Annotated in this window: 25 protein-coding genes; 6 read left to right on the top strand and 19 right to left on the bottom strand. The window is 44.6% G+C overall.

Annotation, left to right across the window (positions count from 1 at the left end):
- Positions 1–21: 21 nt before the first annotated feature.
- A complete protein-coding gene (locus tag B3S93_RS09050) occupies positions 22–1407 on the top strand; it encodes a DegQ family serine endoprotease (protein ID WP_292748680.1) in 1386 nt (461 codons plus the stop codon).
- 92 nt (positions 1408–1499) lie between these two features.
- Here the strand turns inward: B3S93_RS09050 and B3S93_RS09055 are convergent, their stop codons facing one another.
- The 3 genes from B3S93_RS09055 to B3S93_RS09065 form a co-directional block, all read right to left on the bottom strand.
- A complete protein-coding gene (locus tag B3S93_RS09055) occupies positions 1500–1817 on the bottom strand; it encodes a diguanylate cyclase domain-containing protein (RefSeq protein WP_292402651.1) in 318 nt (105 codons plus the stop codon).
- Between the two features lie 219 nt (positions 1818–2036).
- Positions 2037–2954, bottom strand: coding sequence for a DUF808 domain-containing protein (locus B3S93_RS09060; protein WP_292402648.1), 918 nt, complete (start codon positions 2952–2954; stop codon positions 2037–2039).
- Between the two features lie 76 nt (positions 2955–3030).
- Positions 3031–3507: a nuclear transport factor 2 family protein gene (locus B3S93_RS09065; RefSeq protein WP_292402646.1), complete on the bottom strand. Its 477-nt coding sequence runs from the start codon at positions 3505–3507 to the stop codon at positions 3031–3033.
- Positions 3508–3608: 101 nt separating this feature from the next.
- Here B3S93_RS09065 and B3S93_RS09070 point away from each other — a divergent pair, with 101 nt between their 5' ends.
- Positions 3609–4184, top strand: coding sequence for a TetR/AcrR family transcriptional regulator (locus B3S93_RS09070; protein ID WP_292402644.1), 576 nt, complete (start codon positions 3609–3611; stop codon positions 4182–4184).
- A gap of 152 nt (positions 4185–4336) precedes the next feature.
- Entirely contained in the window at positions 4337–4723 is a 387-nt protein-coding gene (locus B3S93_RS09075) for a hypothetical protein (protein WP_292402642.1), read from the top strand.
- Positions 4724–4808: 85 nt separating this feature from the next.
- On the opposite strand, the gene B3S93_RS09080 is transcribed toward B3S93_RS09075, so the two are convergent.
- Positions 4809–6863, bottom strand: coding sequence for a TonB-dependent siderophore receptor (locus B3S93_RS09080; protein WP_292402639.1), 2055 nt, complete (start codon positions 6861–6863; stop codon positions 4809–4811).
- 310 nt (positions 6864–7173) lie between these two features.
- Between B3S93_RS09080 and B3S93_RS09085 the strand changes: the two genes are divergently transcribed.
- The 3 genes from B3S93_RS09085 (at position 7174) to B3S93_RS09095 (ending at position 8656) form a co-directional block, all read left to right on the top strand.
- Positions 7174–7602, top strand: a complete 429-nt coding sequence (locus B3S93_RS09085) for a hypothetical protein (protein WP_292402636.1) — start codon at positions 7174–7176, stop codon at positions 7600–7602.
- Between the two features lie 149 nt (positions 7603–7751).
- Complete coding sequence (bfr, locus tag B3S93_RS09090) at positions 7752–8231, top strand: bacterioferritin (RefSeq protein ID WP_292402633.1); 480 nt, start codon at positions 7752–7754, stop codon at positions 8229–8231.
- A gap of 128 nt (positions 8232–8359) precedes the next feature.
- The gene (locus B3S93_RS09095) at positions 8360–8656 is read left to right on the top strand and encodes a glycine zipper domain-containing protein (protein WP_292402629.1); all 297 of its coding nucleotides are present in this window, start codon (positions 8360–8362) and stop codon (positions 8654–8656) included.
- Positions 8657–8768: 112 nt separating this feature from the next.
- Here the strand turns inward: B3S93_RS09095 and B3S93_RS09100 are convergent, their stop codons facing one another.
- The 15 genes from B3S93_RS09100 to B3S93_RS09170 all read right to left on the bottom strand — a co-directional run bounded on the left by B3S93_RS09100 (position 8769) and on the right by B3S93_RS09170 (position 23186).
- A complete protein-coding gene (locus B3S93_RS09100) occupies positions 8769–9245 on the bottom strand; it encodes a cupin domain-containing protein (RefSeq protein WP_292402627.1) in 477 nt (158 codons plus the stop codon).
- A gap of 790 nt (positions 9246–10035) precedes the next feature.
- On the bottom strand, positions 10036–10695 hold the full coding sequence (locus B3S93_RS09105; RefSeq protein ID WP_292402624.1) for a hypothetical protein: 660 nt from the start codon (positions 10693–10695) through the stop codon (positions 10036–10038).
- A gap of 60 nt (positions 10696–10755) precedes the next feature.
- A complete protein-coding gene (glmU, locus tag B3S93_RS09110) occupies positions 10756–12120 on the bottom strand; it encodes a bifunctional UDP-N-acetylglucosamine diphosphorylase/glucosamine-1-phosphate N-acetyltransferase GlmU (protein ID WP_292402622.1) in 1365 nt (454 codons plus the stop codon).
- 97 nt (positions 12121–12217) lie between these two features.
- Complete coding sequence (locus tag B3S93_RS09115) at positions 12218–12640, bottom strand: F0F1 ATP synthase subunit epsilon (protein ID WP_292358477.1); 423 nt, start codon at positions 12638–12640, stop codon at positions 12218–12220.
- An 18-nt stretch (positions 12641–12658) separates the two neighbouring features.
- Positions 12659–14035: a F0F1 ATP synthase subunit beta gene (gene atpD, locus B3S93_RS09120; protein ID WP_014705456.1), complete on the bottom strand. Its 1377-nt coding sequence runs from the start codon at positions 14033–14035 to the stop codon at positions 12659–12661.
- A 50-nt stretch (positions 14036–14085) separates the two neighbouring features.
- A complete protein-coding gene (gene atpG / locus B3S93_RS09125; RefSeq protein WP_292358481.1) occupies positions 14086–14952 on the bottom strand; it encodes a F0F1 ATP synthase subunit gamma in 867 nt (288 codons plus the stop codon).
- 14 nt (positions 14953–14966) lie between these two features.
- Positions 14967–16508 carry a F0F1 ATP synthase subunit alpha gene (gene atpA / locus B3S93_RS09130; RefSeq protein WP_292402617.1) on the bottom strand — a complete coding sequence of 514 codons (1542 nt, stop codon included), beginning with the start codon at positions 16506–16508 and terminating at the stop codon, positions 14967–14969.
- A 24-nt stretch (positions 16509–16532) separates the two neighbouring features.
- Positions 16533–17063, bottom strand: a complete 531-nt coding sequence (locus B3S93_RS09135; RefSeq protein ID WP_286845423.1) for a F0F1 ATP synthase subunit delta — start codon at positions 17061–17063, stop codon at positions 16533–16535.
- A 12-nt stretch (positions 17064–17075) separates the two neighbouring features.
- A complete protein-coding gene (locus B3S93_RS09140) occupies positions 17076–17546 on the bottom strand; it encodes a F0F1 ATP synthase subunit B (protein WP_014705460.1) in 471 nt (156 codons plus the stop codon).
- Positions 17547–17591: 45 nt separating this feature from the next.
- Positions 17592–17825, bottom strand: coding sequence for a F0F1 ATP synthase subunit C (gene atpE, locus B3S93_RS09145; RefSeq protein WP_007144166.1), 234 nt, complete (start codon positions 17823–17825; stop codon positions 17592–17594).
- A gap of 57 nt (positions 17826–17882) precedes the next feature.
- Positions 17883–18782 carry a F0F1 ATP synthase subunit A gene (gene atpB, locus B3S93_RS09150; protein ID WP_292402614.1) on the bottom strand — a complete coding sequence of 300 codons (900 nt, stop codon included), beginning with the start codon at positions 18780–18782 and terminating at the stop codon, positions 17883–17885.
- Between the two features lie 7 nt (positions 18783–18789).
- Positions 18790–19164, bottom strand: a complete 375-nt coding sequence (locus B3S93_RS09155) for an ATP synthase subunit I (RefSeq protein WP_292358496.1) — start codon at positions 19162–19164, stop codon at positions 18790–18792.
- 288 nt (positions 19165–19452) lie between these two features.
- Positions 19453–21282 carry a methyl-accepting chemotaxis protein gene (locus B3S93_RS09160; protein ID WP_292402611.1) on the bottom strand — a complete coding sequence of 610 codons (1830 nt, stop codon included), beginning with the start codon at positions 21280–21282 and terminating at the stop codon, positions 19453–19455.
- Positions 21283–21521: 239 nt separating this feature from the next.
- A complete protein-coding gene (locus B3S93_RS09165; RefSeq protein WP_292402608.1) occupies positions 21522–22385 on the bottom strand; it encodes a ParB/RepB/Spo0J family partition protein in 864 nt (287 codons plus the stop codon).
- An 18-nt stretch (positions 22386–22403) separates the two neighbouring features.
- Complete coding sequence (locus tag B3S93_RS09170) at positions 22404–23186, bottom strand: ParA family protein (RefSeq protein WP_014705464.1); 783 nt, start codon at positions 23184–23186, stop codon at positions 22404–22406.
- Between the last annotated feature and the right edge of the window lie 4 nt (positions 23187–23190).

A 23190-nucleotide genomic window follows, 5' to 3' on the forward strand; every position in this document is an offset into this window, starting at 1 on the left:
GCATTTTGAGGTAGAGACAAAATGATGAATAAACTGAAATCTGCTGTTATCTGGTTGGCCGGTGTAACTCTGTTGACGCAGGTTGCCGTGGCTGCCCTACCTTTGCCATGGCTGGATGATGATAATCAAATGCCCACGCTGGCCCCGATGCTGGATCAGTCCAAACCTGCCGTGGTGAATATTGCCACACGTAGTGAAGTCAGAATTCAGGATAATCCATTATTAAATGATCCGTTTTTCCGACGTTTTTTTAATTTACCTCAACAACAGCAACCCCGTACTCGTCAGGCCCAAAGCCTGGGGAGTGGCGTTATTGTTAATGCTAAAGAAGGTCTGGTATTAACCAATAATCATGTGATTCAGCGTGCCGATGAAATTACCGTTTCCCTGCACGATGGCCGTACCTTTCAGGCTGAAGTGGTAGGCAGCGATCCAGCAACTGACGTGGCCGTGATTCGCATTCCACCCGAAAAACTTACCGCTCTGCCACTGGCGGATTCCGACAGACTGCGGGTTGGCGATTTTGTGGTCGCTATTGGTAATCCGTTCGGTCTTGGCCAAACAGTGACATCCGGTATTGTCAGTGCTTTAGGACGGAGCGGTCTGGGACTTGAAGGTTACGAAAACTTTATTCAAACCGATGCTTCCATCAATCCCGGTAATTCGGGCGGTGCATTAGTTAATCTGCGAGGAGAATTAGTGGGTATTAACACCGCTATTTTTTCACCGAATCAATCCGGTAATGTAGGGATTGGCTTTGCTATTCCGAGTAATCTTGTCAAACAGATTACTGATCAGTTACTGGAATATGGAGAAGTTCGTCGTGCTTATCTGGGTGTACAGATGCAAGACATTACCCCAGAACTCGCTCAGGCATTTGGTATTGAAGACAACCGTGGCGGCGCCGTAGTAACCAATGTAATTAAAGATTCTGCTGCTGAAAAAGCGGGTTTAAAAGTGGGTGATGTGGTGACCGCTGTCGATGGCGTTTCGCTGTTAAACGCTGATAACCTGCGTAATACCATCGGTTTATTGATGGTGGGCCAGACTATCAAGCTGGACATCATTCGTGATGGTAAGGAAAAGACACTGAAGGCAAAAGTTACTGAAGTCCAATCCAGTAAAACCCAAACTGGCGATGTGCATCCGAAACTGCGAGGCGCCACCTTTGGTGATATCGAACAGAGCTCACCTGCTTACGGCAGAATTCAAGGCATTATGCTGTACTCGGTTGAACGTGGCAGCCCGGCCTGGGTCGCGGGTTTACGTAGTTATGACATTGTCACCTCGGTCAATCGTCAACCGGTTGCCAATCTTGAACAGTTCAAACAACTGGTCTCTAATCAACCGGAGTTATTACTGAATATTGTCCGGGATAATCAGGCTATGTTCTTGCTATTACGATAAGGACTCTGGCGCGGAGCCCAGCTCCGCGCCATCAATAAGACTCTCGAACAGTTTCGAGAGAAAGCCTTGTTTTTTACCGTAACTTATAGATCCTATTGGGATTCTACAGTTCGATTCCTACCGGCAGCTTTTGTCTGATAAAGTGCCTCATCAGCCTGTTTAATTAAATCTGCGGCCGATTTCTCACCGGTAGGTACCATGCTGGCCACCCTACAACTTATTGTTACGTAATCTGCCACACTGCTGGTTTTATGCTCTAACGCTATGTCATAAATGTTTTGACGCATCCGTTCAGAAATATCTATTGCGTCTTTAGGCCTGGTATTCGGCAACAAAACGCTGAAATCCTTACCTCCAAAACGGATGGCAACATCAGTTGCATTAGGTAAACTCTGGTGATTAAATGCCATTGATTTTAAGCATCAAGCACAAAGGTTACTGTGTCTAAATCCCCATCAGATTCACAGCAAACAGCTGTTGCTGAAGTCCATCCAAGATCGTCCCTCCAGAATATAAGTTATTTCATCAATACCGATGTATTTTTCCTATACAAGCTTGGAGGATATTGCTGCAAAATAAATTGCAAAGGTGTACCCGCTTCAAATACTTTCTGTTGGGATTAAAACTCTTTATCTTGCAACCCGTTTAATGCCTTGAATCATTAGTAGCACTATAGCGCCTGCAACTACACCCACTCCTGCGTTAAAAAGTTGTGGAACGATAAAAGCACCTACCGCATTTCCTACATTCAGGCTTTCCAGCCAATGATGCAGAAAAGCTAAACCATGCACTAAAATTCCGCCGCCAACCAGAAACATAGCCAACATTCCAACGACTGATAAAAATTTCATAAATTTGGGGGCAAGCCATAAAATGCTCTGTCCCACTGCACGTTTAATTTTTGCAAACCAGTCTTTTCCTGCGCTGGTAATAAGTGCCAATCCGGCATCATCAAACTTCACAATTCCGGCGACTAAGCCGTAAACACCAATGGTCATTACTAAGGCAATTAATGAAACCACGATAGTTTGTGTCATTATCGGAGCCCCTTGAGCAACTCCTAATGAAATAACAATTATTTCTGCAGATAAAATAAAGTCTGTGCGTATCGCCCCTTTAATTTTGCTCCTTTCGAATTCAGCAATATCAATTTCAGGTGTCGTCACCGCATGGACTAATTCATTATGATGCGCGTCGTCTTCTGCCTCATCATGAATGTACTTGTGCGCCAACTTCTCAACGCCTTCAAAACAAAGATATAAGCCTCCCATCATCATTAACGGAGTGACTAGCCATGGCAAAAAAGCACTAATTGCCAAGGCAGCCGGAACCAGAATCAATTTATTTATTAAAGATCCCTTAGCGACAGCCCAGACAACGGGTAATTCTCTGCTGGCATCTATGCCGCTTACCTGCTGAGCATTTAGGGCAAGATCATCGCCCAACACACCGGCTGTTTTTTTAGCAGCGACTTTTGTCATCAGCGTTACATCGTCAAGTAACGTGGCAATATCATCAATTAATGCAAGTAAACCAACGCTGGCCATAACTTTCTCTCTAGGTATTGAATTACGTGTGGATTATAGAGATGTTTGCTAATTAATTAGCAGATAATATTATTATTTATAGTCCCATCTCACTGAGGCCAGGATAATCATCCGGACGTCGGCCCTGTGGCCAAACCAGTTTACGTTCAGCTTCATTTATAGGCAGATCGTTAATGCTGGCATAGCGGGTTTTCATCAACCCATTTTCATCAAATTCCCAATTTTCATTACCATACGAGCGATACCACTGCCCTTGTTCATCATGCCACTCATAGGCAAAGCGAACCGCAATCCGATTTTCGGTAAAAGCCCAAAGCTCTTTTACCAATCGATACTCCATTTCGCGTTGCCATTTTTTCTGTAAAAAAGCTTTGATCTGTTCACGTCCAACAGGAAATTCCGCACGATTTCGCCACTGACTGTCAACGGTGTAAGCTAAAGCAACTTTTTCCGGATCACGACTATTCCAACCATCTTCAGCCATTCGAACTTTTTGTTTCGCTGTCTCGATTGTAAATGGTGGAAATGGGGGCTTCTGTTCATTTTGCTGCATTGTTTGTCTCCCAATTTAAGGTATACCGATTTGTCTACATCAAGAATAGACAGATCGGTATACCTCTGTCAAACTTGGTGAAGTTTTTATAGGTGTTCACTATGGATAAACGTCAGCAATTAATTCACACCGCATTTAATCTGTTCTATCAAAATGGTATTCATGCAGTAGGGATTAATCAGATTCTGCAAACAGCCGGGATTGCGAAAAAAACCCTTTATCATCACTTTGCCAGTAAAGAAGAATTGGTACAGGCAGTAGTCGAATATCGTGATGATAAATTTTACAACTGGCTAGCGTCGCGGCTTGAACAGGTAAAACCAGGCTATGATGGACTGAATGAATTATTTGATGCAGTTGATGACTGGATGCATAATCGTGTTGATGTGCTAACAGATTTCCATGGCTGTTTTTTTATAAACACTTGTGCGGAATATAACGATCCAAATCACCCCGTATATCTTCAATGCCAGCAGCATAAAACCAGAATTAACAGCTTAATTGAAAGACAGATTCGTGCCCTGGGAATCAGCGAGTCAACCATTCAATATATCACCGAGTCCATTAGCCTGTTAAAAGAAGGGGCTATTGTTATGGCCCATGTCCAGGATGATTTAACGGCAGCACAAAAAGCTAAAGCGATGACCTGGATTGTGTTGGCCGCCTACCTGAGCTGAATAGTGGCGCTTGATAGAAAAAAGCCTTTAATCACCATAATCTCTGCATTTATCTTAATATTTACCTACATTTACATAGCTTGAACCAAACTTACAAACAAAAGACCTAAGCTGCTTATTAGTTACAAGGCTCTTAAAGTGAGGTAAGCATAATGTCTAATTCAAAAATTACCAAAACATCCATATTGCTGATGTTTTCATTATTTATCATCGGTTTTTCAGTAAATCAGGCCAGAGCCGATGTCAGAATAAATATCGGGCTTGGGTATCCAACCGGCTATGTGGATCACCGCCATCATGGTTATGTCGTACAACACCATGCTCCTCGTTACAGCTATAACAAGCATCATTACCATCAACCAAAAAAGTATTATTCAAAACATAAACACCATTACCACCAGCCAAAAAAATATTATTCAAAGCATAAACAACATCCTAAATCCTATCGTGACTATGGTAATAACCGTGACCAGTATCGCTACGAATCCAGAGGAAATCATCGGAATTACGAACATCGGGATCATCGCTATTACCGATAATTCACTGTTCACAGATAACCGGCATAAGTTTTAGTTATAAAAGAAAAGCCCCTTTCGGGGCTTATCTTGTGTGGTTTAATTTTAATTAGAAGCTGTAACGCACATTAGCCGCTACGCTACGACGTTCGCCGTAACCACAATCGAAACCTTCTCCACGACACCATGAAATAAACTCTTCATCAGTCAGGTTTTTCGCATCAACAGTGAAGTCCCAATCACCTACGGCATAACCAATCATGGCGTCATATAGCGTTTCAGAAGGAATCTCCGGAGCACCACCGCCTCCTACAACATCACCAATATAGCGAATGCCTGCACCAACACGCCAATTATTTCCCAGGTAGAGTTTATTCCACCATGAACCAGTTTTTTCAGCCAAGGCAGACAGTCGGTCTCCGGTATTATCATTTTTTGCGTTTAAGTCCGTATAAGCAAATTGAGTTTCGAAGTTCTGCCAGCGTTTGTTAATTTGCAGTTCCCAACCATCAATGACTGAACCAACCTGCTCAACACCACCAGGAGTCTGTCCCTGAACGATACGATTGGTTTCCGTAATATCGAAATAAGCCATTGTGACAGCCAATGTTTTATCTGGAGAGAGATATTTAATACCAATTTCTTCTTGCTCACCGGTGGTGGGTTTTAAGGTATTGGCTGCAGAAGTGCCATCAGTACCGAGGTTCATGCTAAATGCTTCGGAGTAACTGATGTATGGCGATAAACCATTATCAAACCTGTACATTAATCCAATTCTTCCAGTTGTTTCCTGCTCATCACTCGTGACATTGGGTCCGTTTACAGCAAGTTTCCGGTTTTTGGCGAAATCACGCCGTAAACCAGCCGATAAAACCACTTTCCCAATTTCGATATGATCAGCCAGGTAGATACCAACTTGTTGTATTTCATTATCATCACGATCTACCGGATTCGCTAGGGCGGCAGTATTTAAGTTTCCGTATTGCGGATCATAAAGATTAATAATTCCACCACCGGTTGAATTAGAAATATAATTTTCTTCCTCCCATAATGCATCCTGTCTATCCCAGCCAATAATAAGGTTATGACGGGTTATACCCAAATCAAAGACACCTGAAAGACGCGTATCTAGATTAAAAATTCTAGTTTGACGATCAGCTGTATGAATACTTCGTGCAATATTGCCTTCAGGAGAAACAACTCCTCCCACCCTGGCCCAATGCTCGCGAGTTTTGGTACTAGATTCTGTGTAACGAGCGGTAGTAGAAAATGACCAGATATCATTAAATTTGTGATCAAAAAAGAAAGTTAATTCCGTTTTCTCTCTATCATATCGATCCCAGTCAGGCTCACCAACAAAGGTTTCTGAGCCGACATAACCTAAAGGTCCTCGATCAAGTGTGCCGGTTTGTGGCAAAAACTGAGCAGAAACCTGGCCTCTATTTTCCTGGCGATTTAATAAGAAAGAAAATGTTGTGTCATCTGTGGGACGCCACGTTATAGATGGAGCAATTACATAACCATCATCTTCAACATGATCGACCTGAGTATCAGCATCTCGTTGTAAACCAACAACTCTATACAGTAGTTTGCCGTCATCTGTCGCAGGGCCAGTCACATCAAATGCAATCTGCTTACGATTATGAGAACCATATTGTCCCCATATCTCACCTTGCTGCTCAGATTTGGGTAATTTTGAAACCGAATTGATAACCCCACCCAGATCCCCCTGTCCGTATAACATGGATGAAGGTCCTTTCAGTACCTCAATACTTTCCAATGCATAAACGTTGGTTCGAACACTGTTATACGAACCATAGAGTTGTCTTAAACCATCAAGGTAAAGGCCAGGGGAAATACCGCGGACTTTAGCACTATCGATTCGGGTATCAGCACCAAATGCGCCAGAGTAAACACCGGAGGTATACTGTAGAGCATCCTGAATATTTTTTGCCCCAGTATCTTTCATGAAATCATCATCGATAATAGACATCGAAAATGGCTGATCCATTATTGGCACATTTAATTTACCAACAACTGGCTCTTCTTCCAGCTCGATATAACCTAACGCATCAGCACCAGTAGAAGTTACTTCTACTATCGGCAAATCCAGAGACTTTTCTTCGGTTTCTTCAGCGATAGCATTAGCTGTAAATACGAACATAGCCAAGACGGCCGGGGCACAAAACAACCGGTTTTTTTGAACAGATGGATACATTACAGATTCCCAAACGATTTAGTAAAGCTAAATGATAGTGATTTAGATTTGCGTAATGTAAAGAAATGTAACAATTCTGTCAATTTTTACTGACTTTGGGGGAACTTATTGAAAGTTGCGTTATTTTTATCGTAGATATCAGGTCAAAAATGGCACTAACTTGCTTTTATGCTGCTATTATTCTGCTGGCATGGACGCGCTGATAAACATATTTAGCTGTTCATACATCTATGGATAATTTTAATAGGACATAACTTTGAACACTAAATTAATTATCGCTTTATCTTCGGCTATGCTTTTTTCCGGCTGCGCCACTATCGTAAATGATCCCACCGTTCCTTTAACTGCCTCATTTTCTGATGGAAGTGAGGGTGAATGTAAATTCCATAATAAGCGTGGTGTCTGGGAACTAGATATGCCTGGTACTGCCATGATCCGACGCTCGGATGACTCTCTGATTTACGCCTGCAGTACAGAGGATGGCAGGGAAACTGATGGTTCGATTGTGAGCGAGTTTGAATCAGGTAAATTCGCTGCCAGCGTCATTTTCTGGGATTTTGGTATTACCGATGCCATTACTGACAAACATCGTACCTATCAAGGTAATATCGTCATTCCAGTCAAACAAACAAAAGAGATCGCCCAAGCTAACGATACTGACAACGAATCAACAGAAAAAAATTAATTAGCTTTATGTGATGCTCTCATTACAGAGCATCACATAAAATTTCCTTTCGTGAAAATCTCTAGGGCGTGACAAGTGCCTGCAGATAATGCAAGCTTAACGGCATTAATACACGCTCAGAGCTCAAACGAGCAACAAAAGGAAAGCTTATGAAAGGCAGTCAAAAAGTCATCGATTTGCTCAACACACTGCTCGCCGGTGAACTGACCGCGATGGACCAATATTTCATTCATTCCAGAATGTACGAAGACTGGGGGCTGACACGATTATATAACCGTATTTCTCATGAAATGCAGGATGAAACCGACCATGCCGATCAGATGATCAAGCGTATTTTGTTTCTGGAAGGCATGCCCGACCTGACACACCGCGAACCGCTACGTGTAGGTCACACCGTACCGGAAATGCTGCAAAATGATCTGGATCTGGAATATGCTGTGGTCAAAAACCTGCGGGAAGGTATCGCGCTGTGTGAAAAAGAAGATGATTACGAAACTCGCCAGATGTTACTTAAACAACTGGAAGATACCGAACTGGATCACACCCATTGGCTTGAACAACAACTTGGCCTGATTGATAAAATGGGTTTAAGAAATTACCAGCAGGCTATGACATTAGCTGAAGCGTAAAACAGACGGTTGCTTTACGACCGCTCCTTTCTTTGCATAGCTGAAATTGTAAATCCCATTTGTTCACATCTAAATCACAACATTACTCTATGCTAGCTACTAGCTAAGTATAATTAAGGAAAAAACAGATGAAATTAACTTATCTAATTTTGGGTCTTTTAGTGTCATCTTCAATTGCTATTGCAGATGACTCCTCTACCCTTGATGCAGCCATAGGTGGAGCCGTTGGCGGTGCGATTGGGGCAGCAGTGGGAAATGAAGTTGGTGGCAGAGATGGTGCAATCATAGGTGGAGGGATTGGAGGTGCAACGGGAGCTGCCGTTAATACTACTGAGGATGGTAACTCCACACATAGAACATATATAGAACCTCGATCTTCACAGCGCTTTTGCCCACCTGGCCAGGCAAAAAAAGGTAATTGCTAACTACTTCATTGCACTCTATGCCCCCTCCCCACTAACACAACGATGCTAGTGGGGATTTTTATGAATTGTCTGCATAGGCCCCATTTTTAACGCACAAAGACAATGTGTAGTCTTAGTTTCGAGGATCATCTGCGGGATCGATGTAGGTGATATCCCACGGTCCAGTTGCAATCAACTCCACAACTGTTTCCTCTTCCGAAGTCCATACATAATGGGCATGACCAGCTGGCAGTACAAAGCTATCACCTACGTTCAACACCTCACCATTTTCCTTATCAAATGTCTCCCCCATGCCATTGCCTAATTGGCCTTTCAACACGGTAATAACTTCGGTGTATGGATGCGTATGCGCTGGGATTGGATAATTTGGTGGGAATTTCAGCCAGGCGATAAACACGCCCGCTTTAGTCGGATCGCCAAGCAAAATAACACTTTCAGCTCCTTTAGGCAGAATCGCCTCCGGTTGCCAATTCACCTCATCAGCACGAAATGACTGCATTTTCTCCGCCGTCATCCGTTCAATTTGGTCTTCTGCAAATGCTGTTGCAGTAAAACTTAATAACATCGAAATGATTAATAGAACTCTCACAATAATGTCCTTTTAAATGTTGGATTGATGGTAAATCCGATATTCTGGAAATCGTCTAATATTAGGCTTTGTGATAAAGACAGTCGTTCAGTATTAATCCGATTTTATATAGGATTTTTTCTGTAATGATAATTGTGAGTTCTGGTTAAAAATTTGTAGGTTGGGTTGAACGCAATGAAACCCAACAATCCATAATTAAAACATTAGGAAAAAAATGTTTCAGCCTTTGGGCCGAGTTCATTTTCTTTGTTTGCCCAAAGAAAACGAACCAAAAGAAAAGGCACCCCTTGTGCTGGCCTGCGGCTCCCCGATAAAAATGGCTATCTCAGGGAAATCGAAAAAACTCGCTGCGCTCAGACATTCCGATTTCTGATCCTGAGATAACCATTTTTACCGGCAGCACAAAAGGGGAATTTGGGATTGGCTGTAGGTTGGGCTGAATCAAATGAAGCCCAACAATCTTTTGCGTGAAATTCCAAACGTTGGGCTTCGCAATCTCAGTACTAACCTACGGGAAAGATCTCAATAATGCCCTTATGCGAAGCCGAGCATCGCAGAGCTGGTCGGATCAGCATGACGGCTGTTTGAGCGCAGCGAGTTTCCGTCATGCCCGACCAGATCGAGAAGCGCAGGGAACCCGCAGGGCGAGCATGGGCTGTCTTTTTGTTTGGTTCGTTTATTTTGGACAAGCAAAATAAATGAACGCCCCGCGGCAGCTATAGGATTATGGTTATGGTCCCGCTAGTTGGGTTCCGTTCATCAACCCAATCAACCGTGCTTTAGTCCGAAATTAATATCGTATTTTGAATGTCTTCAAGTCAGAACTATAGTAAATGGTTGCATCATCCTCGTAGCGCCAACGGCCAGGTTCACCATTATTCAAGCCTGCCCAAGTAATCGTATCACCAGAGATATGGCAAACATTGTCCCACATAGAGTTATCTGATGACCTTCTATAACTAGCTTTTATAAAAAAACCACCATCTTTTTTTAGTAACTCAGTCGAGATAATCGATGGCGAATGACCAAAAATTTTACCTATGTAGTTGGCGCAAAGCGTTTTAGCATCCTCATCAGATAACTTTTTTTGGTTATTGTTATTCAGATTGCTAACAAGAATAATTATTCCGATTACAATTGCACCACCAATCAATAACTTATCTTTTTCCTCAACTGGAAGTGCAACATTTTTTGGTTTGTTCCCATGCTTCAAATAGTTTTCGTAAAATACTTTATAAGCATTGTCAGTCATTGAAGCTTTGAATTCGTTATCCTTACTTGTCTTGACAGTTACATAGTGTTTGTTTTTTATTTTTTCTTGGGTTGTTACGTCTACAATTTCAGAATAAGGAATCTTTTGTTTTGAGAAGAATCCTTTAGAAATCTCATATGAATCTATATCCCAGTCCGTCGCTTCAAAATCACCCTCCAAGATTGTTAACTTTTTCAACTGAATCTCCTTTTCCAAGTAATTTTTTAACGTTACTATCCTTCGCAAATTAATCCGAGTCTAATTTTTCTTAACCGGCCTCTGCCAACCCTTAACCGTCTTCTGCTCCGACTTAGTCAACGTTAACGCATCTCCAGGCACTGTTTTCCGAATAGTAGACCCAGCCCCAATCGTAGCCCCATCCTCAACAGTGACAGGCGCAACCAACTGCGTATCCGATCCCACAAACACCCGATCCCCAATCACCGTACGATGCTTATTCGCCCCATCATAATTACAAGTGATGGTGCCTGCCCCGATATTTACATCTGCCCCCATATCCGTATCACCAATATAACTGAGATGATTGATCTTCGAGCCCAGACCAATATTGGCATTTTTGACTTCTACGAAGTTACCCACTTTGGCTTTGGCGGCAAGCTTGGTGCCGGGACGTAGTCTGGCAAAGGGACCTACTGAGCAGTTAGTACCCACTTCAGCATTTTCAATAATACTGTTGGGCAGAATTTCAGCACCTTCGTGGATGATGCTATTGATAATAATACAATGGGCACCGATGCTGACATTATCAGCGATGGTGTTATTGCCTTCGAAGATGACATTGATATCAATAGTGATGTCTTGCCCTGCCTTGATATCACCACGGATATCCACCCGTGCTGGATCACGGAAAGTAACACCTGACATCATCAGGTCGGTTGCTTTGAGTTGCTGATAGTAACTTTCAACCTCAGCAAGCTGGACACGGTTATTGATACCGGCCACTTCCATTTCATCTTCACAGGTGACTGAGTTAATTTCGATGCCCTGGTTAACCGCTTTGGCAATCAGATCGGTCAGATAATATTCGCCCTGGGCATTATTGTTATCTAGCTGTGATAAGGCTTCGGTGAGCCATTTAGCCGGAATACACATAATGCCGGTGTTGATTTCGTTGATCAGTTTGGTTTCTTCGTCGGCATCTTTTTCTTCGGTGATGCACAGCATATTGTCATCATAGTCACGCACAATACGGCCATAGCCGGTGGGATCGTCCAATATTGCTGTCAGTACTTTCAGGCTGTTGTTATCACCTGATTCAATCAAATCCTGCAGCGTATCCGCTGTAATTAACGGTACATCGCCATACAACACCAACACCTGTTCGCTGTTAGCGAAACTGGCTTTGGCCTGCTCTACTGCGTGACCAGTGCCTTTCTGTTCATGCTGCATCACAACATCAATTTGCTGATTTTGCAGAAACGGCACGACTTCGTCAGCACCATTACCACACACTACGGCTAACTGGCTTGGAGAAAGCTGTTTAGCGGTATCAATGACGTGTTGTAACATGGGTTTTCCCGCCAGGGTGTGCATCACCTTGGGTTTGGCGGATTTCATGCGGGTGCCTTTACCGGCAGCGAGAATAATAATAGCCAGAGACATAATGAAGATTCCTTGTAACAGCTTTGTAGTTTAGCAAAGACCTGCAAACAAAAAAGGCCGTCCGAAGACAGCCTTTTCTGGGTCATCACTTTCGTGATTAATGCTTACGTGTTTTACGTGCTCTTTCAATGGCGCGTAACTGTGCCATTGCTTCTGCCAATTGAACTTGTGCTTCAGCAAAGTCCAGTTTCGCAGATTTATCATTAAGCGCTTTTTCAGCTGCTGCTTTGGCTTCCAAAGCAGCGGCTTCATTAACGTCATCAGCGCGTAATGCGGTATCGGCCAGAATAGTGACGATGTGTGGCTGAACTTCTAAAATGCCACCGGAAATATAAAACTGCTCTTCCTTACCATCTTTCAGTAAACGCACTTCGCCGGCTTTTAAACGTGTCAGCAATGGAGCGTGACGTGGGTAAATACCCACCTCACCCTCTTGTGCCGAGGCAATTACCGCTTCTACCAATCCAGAATAAATGGATTCTTCAGCACTTACGATGTCAACATGAATTGTCATAGCCATCAGCTACCTCCCAAGAGATTAGTACTTTTTGGCTTTCTCAATCGCTTCATCAATGGTGCCAACCATGTAGAACGCTTGTTCTGGCAGTGAATCATATTCACCATCCAGAATGCCACGGAAACCAGCCAAGGTATCTTTCAGTGAAACATATTTACCAGGTGCACCGGTGAATACTTCAGCAACGAAGAATGGCTGTGACATGAAACGCTGAATTTTACGAGCACGTGATACAGACAGTTTGTCTTCTTCAGACAATTCATCCATACCCAGGATCGCGATAATATCTTTCAGTTCTTTATAACGTTGCAGAGTGTTTTGAACACCACGGGCAATATCATAATGCTCGTTACCAACAACCAACGGATCCAGCTGGCGTGAAGTTGAATCCAACGGGTCAATCGCAGGGTAGATACCCAATTCAGCAATTGAACGTGACAATACAACCGTCGCATCCAAGTGAGCGAAGGTGGTTGCTGGAGATGGGTCAGTCAAGTCATCCGCAGGTACATATACCGCTTGGATAGAGGTGATAGAACCAGTCTTAGTAGATGTAATACGTTCTTGTAATACACCCATTTCTTCAGCCAATGTTGGTTGGTAACCTACCGCAGAAGGCATACGACCCAACAATGCAGATACTTCGGTACCGGCCAATGTGTAACGGTAGATGTTATCAACGAAGAACAATACGTCACGACCTTCATCACGGAAGAATTCCGCCATGGTCAGACCAGTCAACGCAACACGCAGACGGTTACCAGGTGGCTCATTCATCTGACCGTAAACCAGTGATACTTTATCGATAACGTTTGAGTCAGTCATTTCGTGGTAGAAGTCGTTACCTTCACGAGTACGCTCACCAACACCAGCGAATACCGAGAAACCACTATGCTCGATAGCGATGTTACGGATAAGCTCCATCATGTTGACGGTTTTACCTACACCGGCACCACCAAACAGACCGACTTTACCACCCTTAGCAAAAGGGCAAACCAGGTCGATTACTTTGATACCGGTTTCCAGCAATTCGTTACTGGCAGACAGCTCATCAAACGCAGGTGCTTTGCGGTGAATACCCCAACGCTCTTCTTCACCGATGTCGCCTTTCTCATCGATTGGGTTACCCAATACGTCCATGATACGGCCCAGTGTTTTTTGACCGACTGGAACGCTGATAGCTTTACCGGTATTTGATACGGCTAAGCTGCGCTTCAGGCCGTCTGTAGTACCCATTGCAATGGTGCGGACTACGCCGTCGCCAAGCTGTTGCTGTACTTCAAGGGTTAAACCAGCCTCTTCAACCATCAAGGCATCATAGATATTTGGCAGACTGTCGCGGGGAAATTCCACGTCAACGACCGCACCGATAATTTGTACAATCTTTCCAGAGCTCATCTTGCTTCCTCTTTCAAATAAGTTCGGGCTGCTCAGCCCTTTTAATTCAGTTAGACCGCAGCGGCACCCGCAACAATCTCAGAGATTTCCTGTGTAATCGCAGCCTGGCGAGCTTTGTTGTAAACCAGTTGCAGGTCATCAATAAGATCGCCGGCATTGTCAGACGCATTTTTCATCGCAATCATGCGCGATGCTTGTTCAGAAGCAATGTTTTCAACAACGCCTTGATAAACCACTGACTCGATGTAACGGACCAGCAAATCATCCAAAACTTCTTTCGCATCCGGCTCGTAAATGTAATCCCAGTGATGGGACATTTCCTCGCTTGGCGCACCTGGTGTCGCAGGTAGCAGACGAATAAACGTGTCTTCCTGCGTCATGGTGTTCACAAACTGGTTATAAACAAGGTACAGACTATCAATATGTCCTGATTCGTAAGCATCCAACATAACCTTGATGCTACCAATCAATTCATGAACGCGTGGTGCATCACCCAATTGGGTAACCTGTGCAACCATGTTCACTGGCAAGCGGCTGAAGAATGTTGAGGCTTTTTGACCAATTGCACAGATATCAACCTGCAAGCCTTTATCTGACTTGGATTTGATTTCGTGCAGCACTTCCTTGAACAGATTATTGTTCAAACCACCGCACAAACCACGATCCGAAGAAACCACGATATAACCTACACGTTGTTTCTCTTCACGATCCTGCAAATAAGGATGTCTGTATTCCGGATTGGCAAACGCCAAATGCTGAATAACATTTAAGATCTTGTCAGCATAAGGACGTGTTGCCGCCATGCGTTCCTGAGCCTTACGCATTTTACTGGCAGCCACCATTTCCATCGCAGAGGTGATCTTCTGCGTGCTCTTGATGCTTGCTATCTGCGTACGTATCTCTTTACCGCTAGCCATGAATTATGCCTCGCTTACCAGCTACCGTTGGCTTTGAATTTTTCAATCGCGCTGCGCATTTGGCCAGCGATATTGTCATCAAAATTACCAGTAGTGTTGATTGTGTCCATCAGCTCAGCATGCTGTGAACGCATGGTTGACAGCAGTGACGCTTCAAATGAACCGACTTTGCTGACGTCAACATCATCCAGGAAGCCTTCGTTGGCTGAGAACAATGAAAACGCCATTTCAGCAATCGATAATGGTTGATATTGTTTCTGCTTCATCAACTCGGTAACACGCTGACCACGGCTGATTTGTGCGCGGGTTGCTTCATCAAGGTCAGAAGCAAACTGAGCAAACGCTGCCAGTTCACGATACTGAGCCAAATCAAGACGAACACCACCACCCAGTTTCTTGATGATCTTGGTTTGAGCTGCACCACCAACACGAGATACCGACAGACCCGCGTTAATTGCAGGACGGATACCGGCGTTGAACAAGTCAGTTTCCAGGAAGATCTGACCGTCTGTAATCGAAATTACGTTGGTCGGTACGAAAGCAGAAACGTCACCAGCCTGAGTTTCAATGATAGGTAACGCAGTCAAAGAACCGGTTTTACCTTTCACTTCACCATTAGTGAGTTTTTCTACATAATCTTCGTTTACACGTGCTGCACGTTCCAGCAAGCGTGAGTGAAGGTAGAAAACGTCACCAGGATAAGCTTCACGACCTGGTGGACGACGTAACAACAAGGATACCTGACGGTAAGCCCAGGCTTGTTTGGTTAAGTCATCATAGATGATCAGTGCATCTTCGCCTTTATCACGGAAGTATTCGCCCATTGAGCAACCCGCGTAAGGAGCAATAAATTGCAAAGCAGCTGAATCAGAAGCAGAAGCCGCAACGATAATGGTGTGACCCAGTGCATCGTGTTCTTCCAGTTTACGAACCACGTTCGCAATAGAAGACGCTTTTTGACCAATCGCTACATAGATACATTTAACGCCTGTACCTTTCTGGTTGATGATGGCATCAACTGCGATAGCTGTTTTACCAGTTTGGCGGTCACCGATAATCAACTCACGTTGACCACGACCGACTGGAATCATCGCATCGATTGATTTCAGACCAGTTTGTAATGGTTGGTCAACTGACTTACGAGCAATAACGCCTGGCGCTACTTTCTCAATTGGAGAAGAGCCGCTGGCTTGAATATCGCCTTTACCATCAATTGGTTTACCCAGTGAGTCAACAACACGACCTAACAGGCCTTCACCTACTGGAACTTCCAGAATACGACCAGTACATTTGACTTTGTCGCCTTCAGAAATATGTTGGTAAGCGCCCAGAATAACGGCACCGACTGAGTCACGCTCCAGGTTAAGAGCCATACCGAAAGTGTTGCCTGGAAACTCAAGCATTTCCCCGGACATGACATCGGCAAGACCATGAATACGCACAATACCATCGGTTACACCGACTACGGTGCCTTCTGTTCGTGCTTCAGTAGCCCCGTCAAAGCTTTCAATTCGCTTTTTAATCAGGTCACTGATTTCTGCTGAATTCAGTTGCATCTCTGTTTCCTCTTTACGGGCCGCTTAGCTTATCGCGCTGGCCAGTCTGTTCAATTTACCTACGGCAGATCCATCAATTACCAGATCACCTGCCCGAATGATTGCGCCACCCAGCAGACTCTCGTCTACACTTTCGCTGAGCGTTATTTCTTTGCCCAGGCGTTTTTTCAGTGCGGCTGCAATCTTGCTTTTTTGTTCATCTGTCAACGGCCGTGCAGTTATTACATCGGCTGTCAGCATTTGTTCCGCATCGGCGCGTAACTCTTCATATAGCTCTGCGATTTCCGGTAACAATAGCAGTCGATTGTTTTCTGCCAGAAGCAGCAGAAAACTACGAGCATCTGTACTAAGTTCACCAGTAATATCACCAAGCAGATTGACTGCCTGTTCATCACTGACCGCAGGACTCACCAAAATGGATTCGACCTCGGGAGTAGCAGCGCATTGCGCCAGTACTGTGAGCAGTTCAGACCATGCCTGCATGTCGCCTTTTTCTTGTGCAATCGCAAATACGGCTGATGCGTAGGGGCGAGCGATGGTTATTGATTCTGCCATCCTATGATTCCTCTAGATTTGGCTGACCAACTCATCGAGCAGGTCGGTATGGGCTTTGTCATCAATCTCACGACTAAGGATTTTGCCAGCACCTGCCAGTGCAACTGATGCAACTTGTGCTCTCAGTTCATCACGGGCGCGGTTTGCTTCCTGCTCAATTTCTGCACGGGCAGATGTGAGAATACGCTCACCTTCAGTACGTGCAGTGCCTTTGGCTTCGTCGACAATTTCGTTTCCGCGGCGTTGAGCCTGAGAAACAATTTCGCTTGCCTGATCTTTTGCTTCATGAATTACCTGTTGGGCACGTTTTTCTGCCAACTCTTGTTCATGACGACCACGTTCTGCCGCAGCCAGACCATCAGCGATTTTCTTTTTGCGTTCTTCCAACGCCTGCATGATAGGCGGCCAGACGTACTTCATGCAGAATGCGACGAAAATCGCAAAGGCAATTAGCTGGCCTATCAAGGTTGCATTGATATTCATGCCTGTACCTCTTGTTTATCGCTATTGGGAGTTGAGTTAATAATCTTAACCAGCTACCGCGAACAGTACATACATTGCCAAACCAACAGCGATCATTGGTACCGCGTCAACCAGACCCGCGACCAGGAAGAACTGTGTACGCAACATTGGTACTAATTCAGGTTGGCGAGCTGCAGCTTCCAGGAAGCGACCACCCAACAGACCTACACCAATCGCGGCACCCAGAGCACCCAAACCAATCATCAGTGCACCAGCAATATAAACTAAACCCATATCCATTTTTCTCTCCTACAAACGTCTAAAGACTAAAAAAATAAAGTTACAACTCAATCAAACTCAATGATGTTCCTGATGCGCCATATCCATATATACCGTGGTCAGCACCATAAAGATAAATGCCTGCAAGGTAATAATAAGAATGTGGAAAATCGCCCAGCCAACCTGTAACAGGCCAGCAAAAGAACCTAGAACCAGACCGGCACCGTACATGGTGGCGATCAGAATGAACACCATCTCACCCGCATACATGTTGCCGAACAACCGTAATGCCAATGAAAATGGTTTTGCAATCAAAGTGACAGTTTCGAGCACAAAGTTGATAGGCAGCGCCCATTTACCAAACGGCTGCAAGGTCAACTCGCCAATGAAACCACCGACGCCTTTGACTTTGAAGCTGTAATACAGCATGAGTAAGAAAACAAACAATGCCATGCCGAGTGTGGCATTTGGATCGGTAGTTGGGACGATTTTGAAGAAGACATCGTGAGGATCAACACCGAATATTGCTGATGCGCCGTGTGCTACAGCTAAAGGAATAAGATCGACTGGAATTAAGTCCATCAGGTTCATCAGGAAAATCCAGACAAAGATGGTTAATGCCATCGGAGCAACCAGGGTATTTTTACCACCGCTGAAAGAGCCACGTACTGAATCATCAATAAATTCAATGATCCATTCTGCGAAATTCTGTGTATTGGTTGGGACACCTGCGGAGATTTTCTTGGCAACGCTGCGGAAGAACCACATCATCAAACCGCCAAGTAGAATCGACATAAACATGGTGTCGACATTGATGGACCAAAAACCCATTTGCGCTGCTTCACCAGAAGACATTGCAAAACCATAATCACCTGTTGGAGCCCAAACGCCTGGCTCTATCTCTTCATGTTTCGGACCAAAGGTCAGATTTTGCAGGTGATGCTTGATGTATCCTGAAGTTGTTAATTCTTCCGCCATGTTTGTCTCAAGCCTGTTTCATATTTCCAAACAATAAAACCACTTGTATCGCGACGAAGCCGAGCAGGAGCGGTAACGCGGAAAATTCAAACACCGCGAAGCCAACCACAAACATGGCCAGGGTAAAAACCCATCGTTCTGCAATACACCTGTATACGCCACCGAGATTCTTTGCCGGATTGGCACCAGCCTTAACGACTGTTCTCAGTAAATGCCATTTCAGCAATAGTGTGTTGACCACACTGATCATGCCCCCAAAGCATACGGCTATGGCGACATCCTTGCCATGTAACCATAAGACACAAGCCACAATAACAACCAACGCTATAACCTGTGTTATTAGCAGCTGATTTACGGGCCTGACTCTGGCTAGTTGCTCCATCTCTATCCGCTGGATCTTTTAGTTTTGCCTTAAGCAAATCAGGGAATTATATAGACCTACCCTTTGCACGGTCAACGACTATATCGCTTAATTTATTTTTGATTGAGGATGTCACACTGATTTAGTGTTTTGTTTGAAGAGTCTTCACCATTATGAAAGATTCCACTAAGGCATCTGATTTTTGGAGATTACAACTGGGATATTTTCCCGTAAAAGGTTAAATAACGAGACATTTAACTTTGTAGAAAACGACTATTTTCTTTTCCCCTCAGACTGCATTGCCTTCGATTACAGACTTTTGGGCGCCAGCTTAAATTTGCTGCAATGTGCTTCGTATAAATTTTTTAATTCGGCCTCCCCCATCAGATCCCCCCGCTCATCGCGGTAACTGATATCGCCATTTACTGCGGCTCCCTGCCATTTACGTTCTATCTGCTGGCGTTCATCCTGTTGTTTAAACCAATGAATAAACGCATTGGCTTTGGCCAGCAGACGGTAACTTGATGCCCAGGCATTAACTGCCATGGTGTAATAATACGGTTGGGGCGCAATATTTCCTGGCAGAATTTCAATCTTGCCGAACCACGGACTGGCAGGGTTTTCACAGGCCCAGTAATAAATTGGCAAATCGACCCCAAAAGCATCTACTACTCCATCCGCCAGACAGTTATGGATGCGCGTTTGATCGGAATAAGCAATCAGATTATCCAGTCTGACCCTTTCACCGGGTTTGCTTTCATTACTGCTCCAGCGAATACCACAATCTTCAAGCACTTGGAACGCTGCCGGATCATTGATAATTCCAACGACTTTGCCATTTAGATCGTCAAGCCGATTAATATGATTATCACCTTTCCTGCGAGCCAATACCCAATGCAGATATGTGTAGGCTTCGGAATACGCCACGTTATCGTATTCTGCCGACGGAGGAAGTGCACTGATAACAATATCCGCCGGCGGTTCGCCATATTTTTTACCCACCGTGAGCAATTCCGTGCACATATCCCAAGGCGCTTCGATAAATTCACATTCGACACCCAGGTAACGTGCAAAAGCTCTGGCGTAATCCACATCGAGTCCTTTCAGCGGCTCACCGAGTTTTTCACGAAACGACAAACCGACAAAATTGGGTTCTATCGCTACCCTCAGTTTTCCACGTTGTAGAATATCGTCAAGTTGATCATGTGATGCATCGGGTACCAGATAGAGTTTTTTCAGAGTGTTGTCCATTGACCTGACTGCCGAATCGATCTCCGCTGTTTGTATATCAATTTGCTCCAGGCCCGTGGACATATCTTCAACCACATCATTGATGATTTTATTCTTGCTTTGTATACGCTGCATAACACCATTACTGAGATCCAGCGTTTCAAAAATCACTCCGGTGTTTTCCATCACCGCGTTCAACTGTTCACTAATCGATTGAAATAATTCGGTGAGCTGTGCTGTAGCCGATTGGATAACCTCTACAAAACTGTTCAGTCTTTCAGAATTGGTCTGACGGATCTGATTCAGCTCGGCATTAACCTGAGTGAAGTCCAGTTGCCTGGCTGCCTGCTGTGCCTGTTCCATGGTAACCGCAGCAAGACGTCTGACCTCATCAGCCACCACGGCGAATCCTCGCCCATGTTCTCCGGCACGTGCAGCTTCAATAGCAGCATTAAGTGCCAACATATTTACCCCTTTACCAATTTCCAGAATACCGTCCAGCACATCGGTGACACTATGGGATTTTTCGTCAAGGGTAAGGGATATATGCTGCATCGCTTCGCCGACGGCGGCGTTTACCTCGTTCGCTTCAACATCTATCTGGGCCTGTAAAGCCCCGACCGTTGAATTTGAGCTATTCAGATAATCACTGGCCCGCTGCAGTTCATTATCCAGCTTGTCAGTACGCTGGCCGATTTCTGTTAAAAAGTTTTCCTGAACCTCAAGCGCACGGAAAATCTGTCGTGAAAGCTGGGCGGTTTGGCTGCTCACCAATTGCAGGGAACGGTAAAAGCGTTTTTCTGCTTCGGTAAAATGCGGAGTTGATGCCACATCTTCCTGCACCGTGGTACTTGCAATTTGAGTTTCAATGAATTCAGATGAATTAAATAGTCTGCTCAACAATTTCACTGCGGATTCCCTAGTTTAGAGTCAGCAGGAATATGCAATTGTCAGTCCAGCGGATGGATTTACAATATTGAATAGATTGAAATGCTTTAAAACCCTGAGCTTATGTTGCAGCTGAGTTTAAGTTTATGCTGCTAAAGCGTTTGGAATTATCGGTAATGAAATAAAGTTGCACCACAGTGAAACAGACTTTTCACTCATTATGTGCACATTACATAGTCGGACTTGAAATGACGCTGGCTTTATACGCCTATTTGTTTGATAAGGCGTTTTAGCTCATCCACATTGGAATAATCAAAAACCAGCTTACCCTTTCCATTAGGACGGTGTTTGATACTGAAACCTTTACCTAACTTGTCGGCGATACGCTGTTCGATTCGCTCGATTTCTTCCAGCGAAGGTTGTGGGACTTCCTGTTTATCAGCCGTGGATGGCTTTAATAATCGACGAATAAGCTGCTCTGTTTCACGAACCGACAAGCCTTTTTCAACAATTTGTAAAGCTGCCTCGGACTGGCTTTCGCCCTCTAAAGCCAACAGGGTTCGTGCATGACCCATTTCCAGATCACAGTTTTCCAGTAATTTCTTCACGTCATCATTAAGATTTCGCAGACGCAGTAAGTTACTGATGGTCGCGCGTGACTTACCCACCGCCTCAGCGGTTTGCTGGTGAGTTAATTCAAATTCTTCTCGTAGCCGATGCAAAGCATTGGCCTCTTCCATCGGGTTCAGATTTTCGCGTTGGATATTTTCAATCAAGGCCATCGCAATCGCATTGCGATCCGAAACATCCTTGATTAATACCGGAACACTTTCCAGCCCAGCCAGCTTGGAAGCCCTCCAGCGGCGCTCACCGGCAATGATTTCGTAATGCCCACCGTCAATCGGTCTGACCACAATTGGCTGAACCAGACCTTGAGAGCGAATGGAATCGGCAAGTTCTTCAAGGGATTCCTGAGACATATCCATGCGCGGCTGGTATTTACCAGGTTGAATCATGTCCAGCGGAAAATGTTGCAAGCTGTCGTTCAGGTTATTTTCATCCTGACTGACGTCACCTAGCAGTGCATCAAGTCCTCTGCCTAATCCTCTTTTTTTACTTACCATGCTGGGAATACCTGTGTGTTAGCTTGCCGCTGTTGCTTTTTTATCACGTCGCATCAATTCACTTGCCAGCGCCATATAGGCAATTGATCCACGCGAAGCCCGGTCATAATTTAACACAGGCAGACCATGACTGGGTGCTTCAGCCAAACGAACATTCCGCGGGATGATTGAATGAAAGACTTTGCCCTGAAAATGACTTATCAACTGGCGTGATACCTGATTGGCAAGATTATTACGTGCATCAAACATGGTACGTACCATGCCAGTCACTTCTAAAGCGGGATTGGCTCGCTGTTTAACCCGTTCAATGGTACGCAGCAGAGAAGTCAGTCCTTCAAGGGCATAATATTCACACTGAATCGGGATCAATACACCTTTGGAAGCCACCAGAGCATTTACCGTAAGCATGCTCAGGGAGGGAGGACAGTCGATCAGGATAAAGTCGTATTTTTCCTTGCTGGATTCCAACGCCAGTCGCAGGCGATGTTCACGTAATTTGATTTCCAACAGCTGGACTTCGGCGGCAGTCAGATCGGTATTGGTTGGCATTACATCAAAGCCCAAGCCTTCCGGACGAATGATGGCATCACTGGCTTTGGCTTCCGCCATAATGACGTCATAACTGCTGGTTTCGATGGCGTCTTTATCAATACCGCACCCGGTGGTAGCATTACCCTGCGGATCCAAATCAATCATCAACACTTTCTTGCCTGAATCGGCAAGTGACGCTGCCAGATTTACCGTGGTAGTCGTTTTACCGACACCGCCTTTCTGGTTAGTAACCGCAAATATATTTCCCACTGAC

It is taken from the genome of Methylophaga sp. UBA3613, assembly GCF_002375415.1.
GTDB lineage: Bacteria > Pseudomonadota > Gammaproteobacteria > Nitrosococcales > Methylophagaceae > Methylophaga.

Bases quoted from the DNA above. Each gene is read 5' to 3' on its own strand.
- B3S93_RS09050 (WP_292748680.1), top strand. From the start codon at position 22: ATGATGAATAAACTGAAATCTGCTGTTATCTGGTTGGCCGGTGTAACT.
- B3S93_RS09055 (WP_292402651.1), bottom strand. From the start codon at position 1,817: ATGGCATTTAATCACCAGAGTTTACCTAATGCAACTGATGTTGCCATC.
- B3S93_RS09060 (WP_292402648.1), bottom strand. From the start codon at position 2,954: ATGGCCAGCGTTGGTTTACTTGCATTAATTGATGATATTGCCACGTTA.
- B3S93_RS09065 (WP_292402646.1), bottom strand. From the start codon at position 3,507: ATGCAGCAAAATGAACAGAAGCCCCCATTTCCACCATTTACAATCGAG.
- B3S93_RS09070 (WP_292402644.1), top strand. From the start codon at position 3,609: ATGGATAAACGTCAGCAATTAATTCACACCGCATTTAATCTGTTCTAT.
- B3S93_RS09075 (WP_292402642.1), top strand. From the start codon at position 4,337: ATGTCTAATTCAAAAATTACCAAAACATCCATATTGCTGATGTTTTCA.
- B3S93_RS09080 (WP_292402639.1), bottom strand. From the start codon at position 6,863: ATGTTCGTATTTACAGCTAATGCTATCGCTGAAGAAACCGAAGAAAAG.
- bfr (WP_292402633.1), top strand. From the start codon at position 7,752: ATGAAAGGCAGTCAAAAAGTCATCGATTTGCTCAACACACTGCTCGCC.
- B3S93_RS09095 (WP_292402629.1), top strand. From the start codon at position 8,360: ATGAAATTAACTTATCTAATTTTGGGTCTTTTAGTGTCATCTTCAATT.
- glmU (WP_292402622.1), bottom strand. From the start codon at position 12,120: ATGTCTCTGGCTATTATTATTCTCGCTGCCGGTAAAGGCACCCGCATG.
- B3S93_RS09115 (WP_292358477.1), bottom strand. From the start codon at position 12,640: ATGGCTATGACAATTCATGTTGACATCGTAAGTGCTGAAGAATCCATT.
- atpD (WP_014705456.1), bottom strand. From the start codon at position 14,035: ATGAGCTCTGGAAAGATTGTACAAATTATCGGTGCGGTCGTTGACGTG.
- atpG (WP_292358481.1), bottom strand. From the start codon at position 14,952: ATGGCTAGCGGTAAAGAGATACGTACGCAGATAGCAAGCATCAAGAGC.
- atpA (WP_292402617.1), bottom strand. From the start codon at position 16,508: ATGCAACTGAATTCAGCAGAAATCAGTGACCTGATTAAAAAGCGAATT.
- B3S93_RS09135 (WP_286845423.1), bottom strand. From the start codon at position 17,063: ATGGCAGAATCAATAACCATCGCTCGCCCCTACGCATCAGCCGTATTT.
- B3S93_RS09140 (WP_014705460.1), bottom strand. From the start codon at position 17,546: ATGAATATCAATGCAACCTTGATAGGCCAGCTAATTGCCTTTGCGATT.
- atpE (WP_007144166.1), bottom strand. From the start codon at position 17,825: ATGGATATGGGTTTAGTTTATATTGCTGGTGCACTGATGATTGGTTTG.
- atpB (WP_292402614.1), bottom strand. From the start codon at position 18,782: ATGGCGGAAGAATTAACAACTTCAGGATACATCAAGCATCACCTGCAA.
- B3S93_RS09155 (WP_292358496.1), bottom strand. From the start codon at position 19,164: ATGGAGCAACTAGCCAGAGTCAGGCCCGTAAATCAGCTGCTAATAACA.
- B3S93_RS09165 (WP_292402608.1), bottom strand. From the start codon at position 22,385: ATGGTAAGTAAAAAAAGAGGATTAGGCAGAGGACTTGATGCACTGCTA.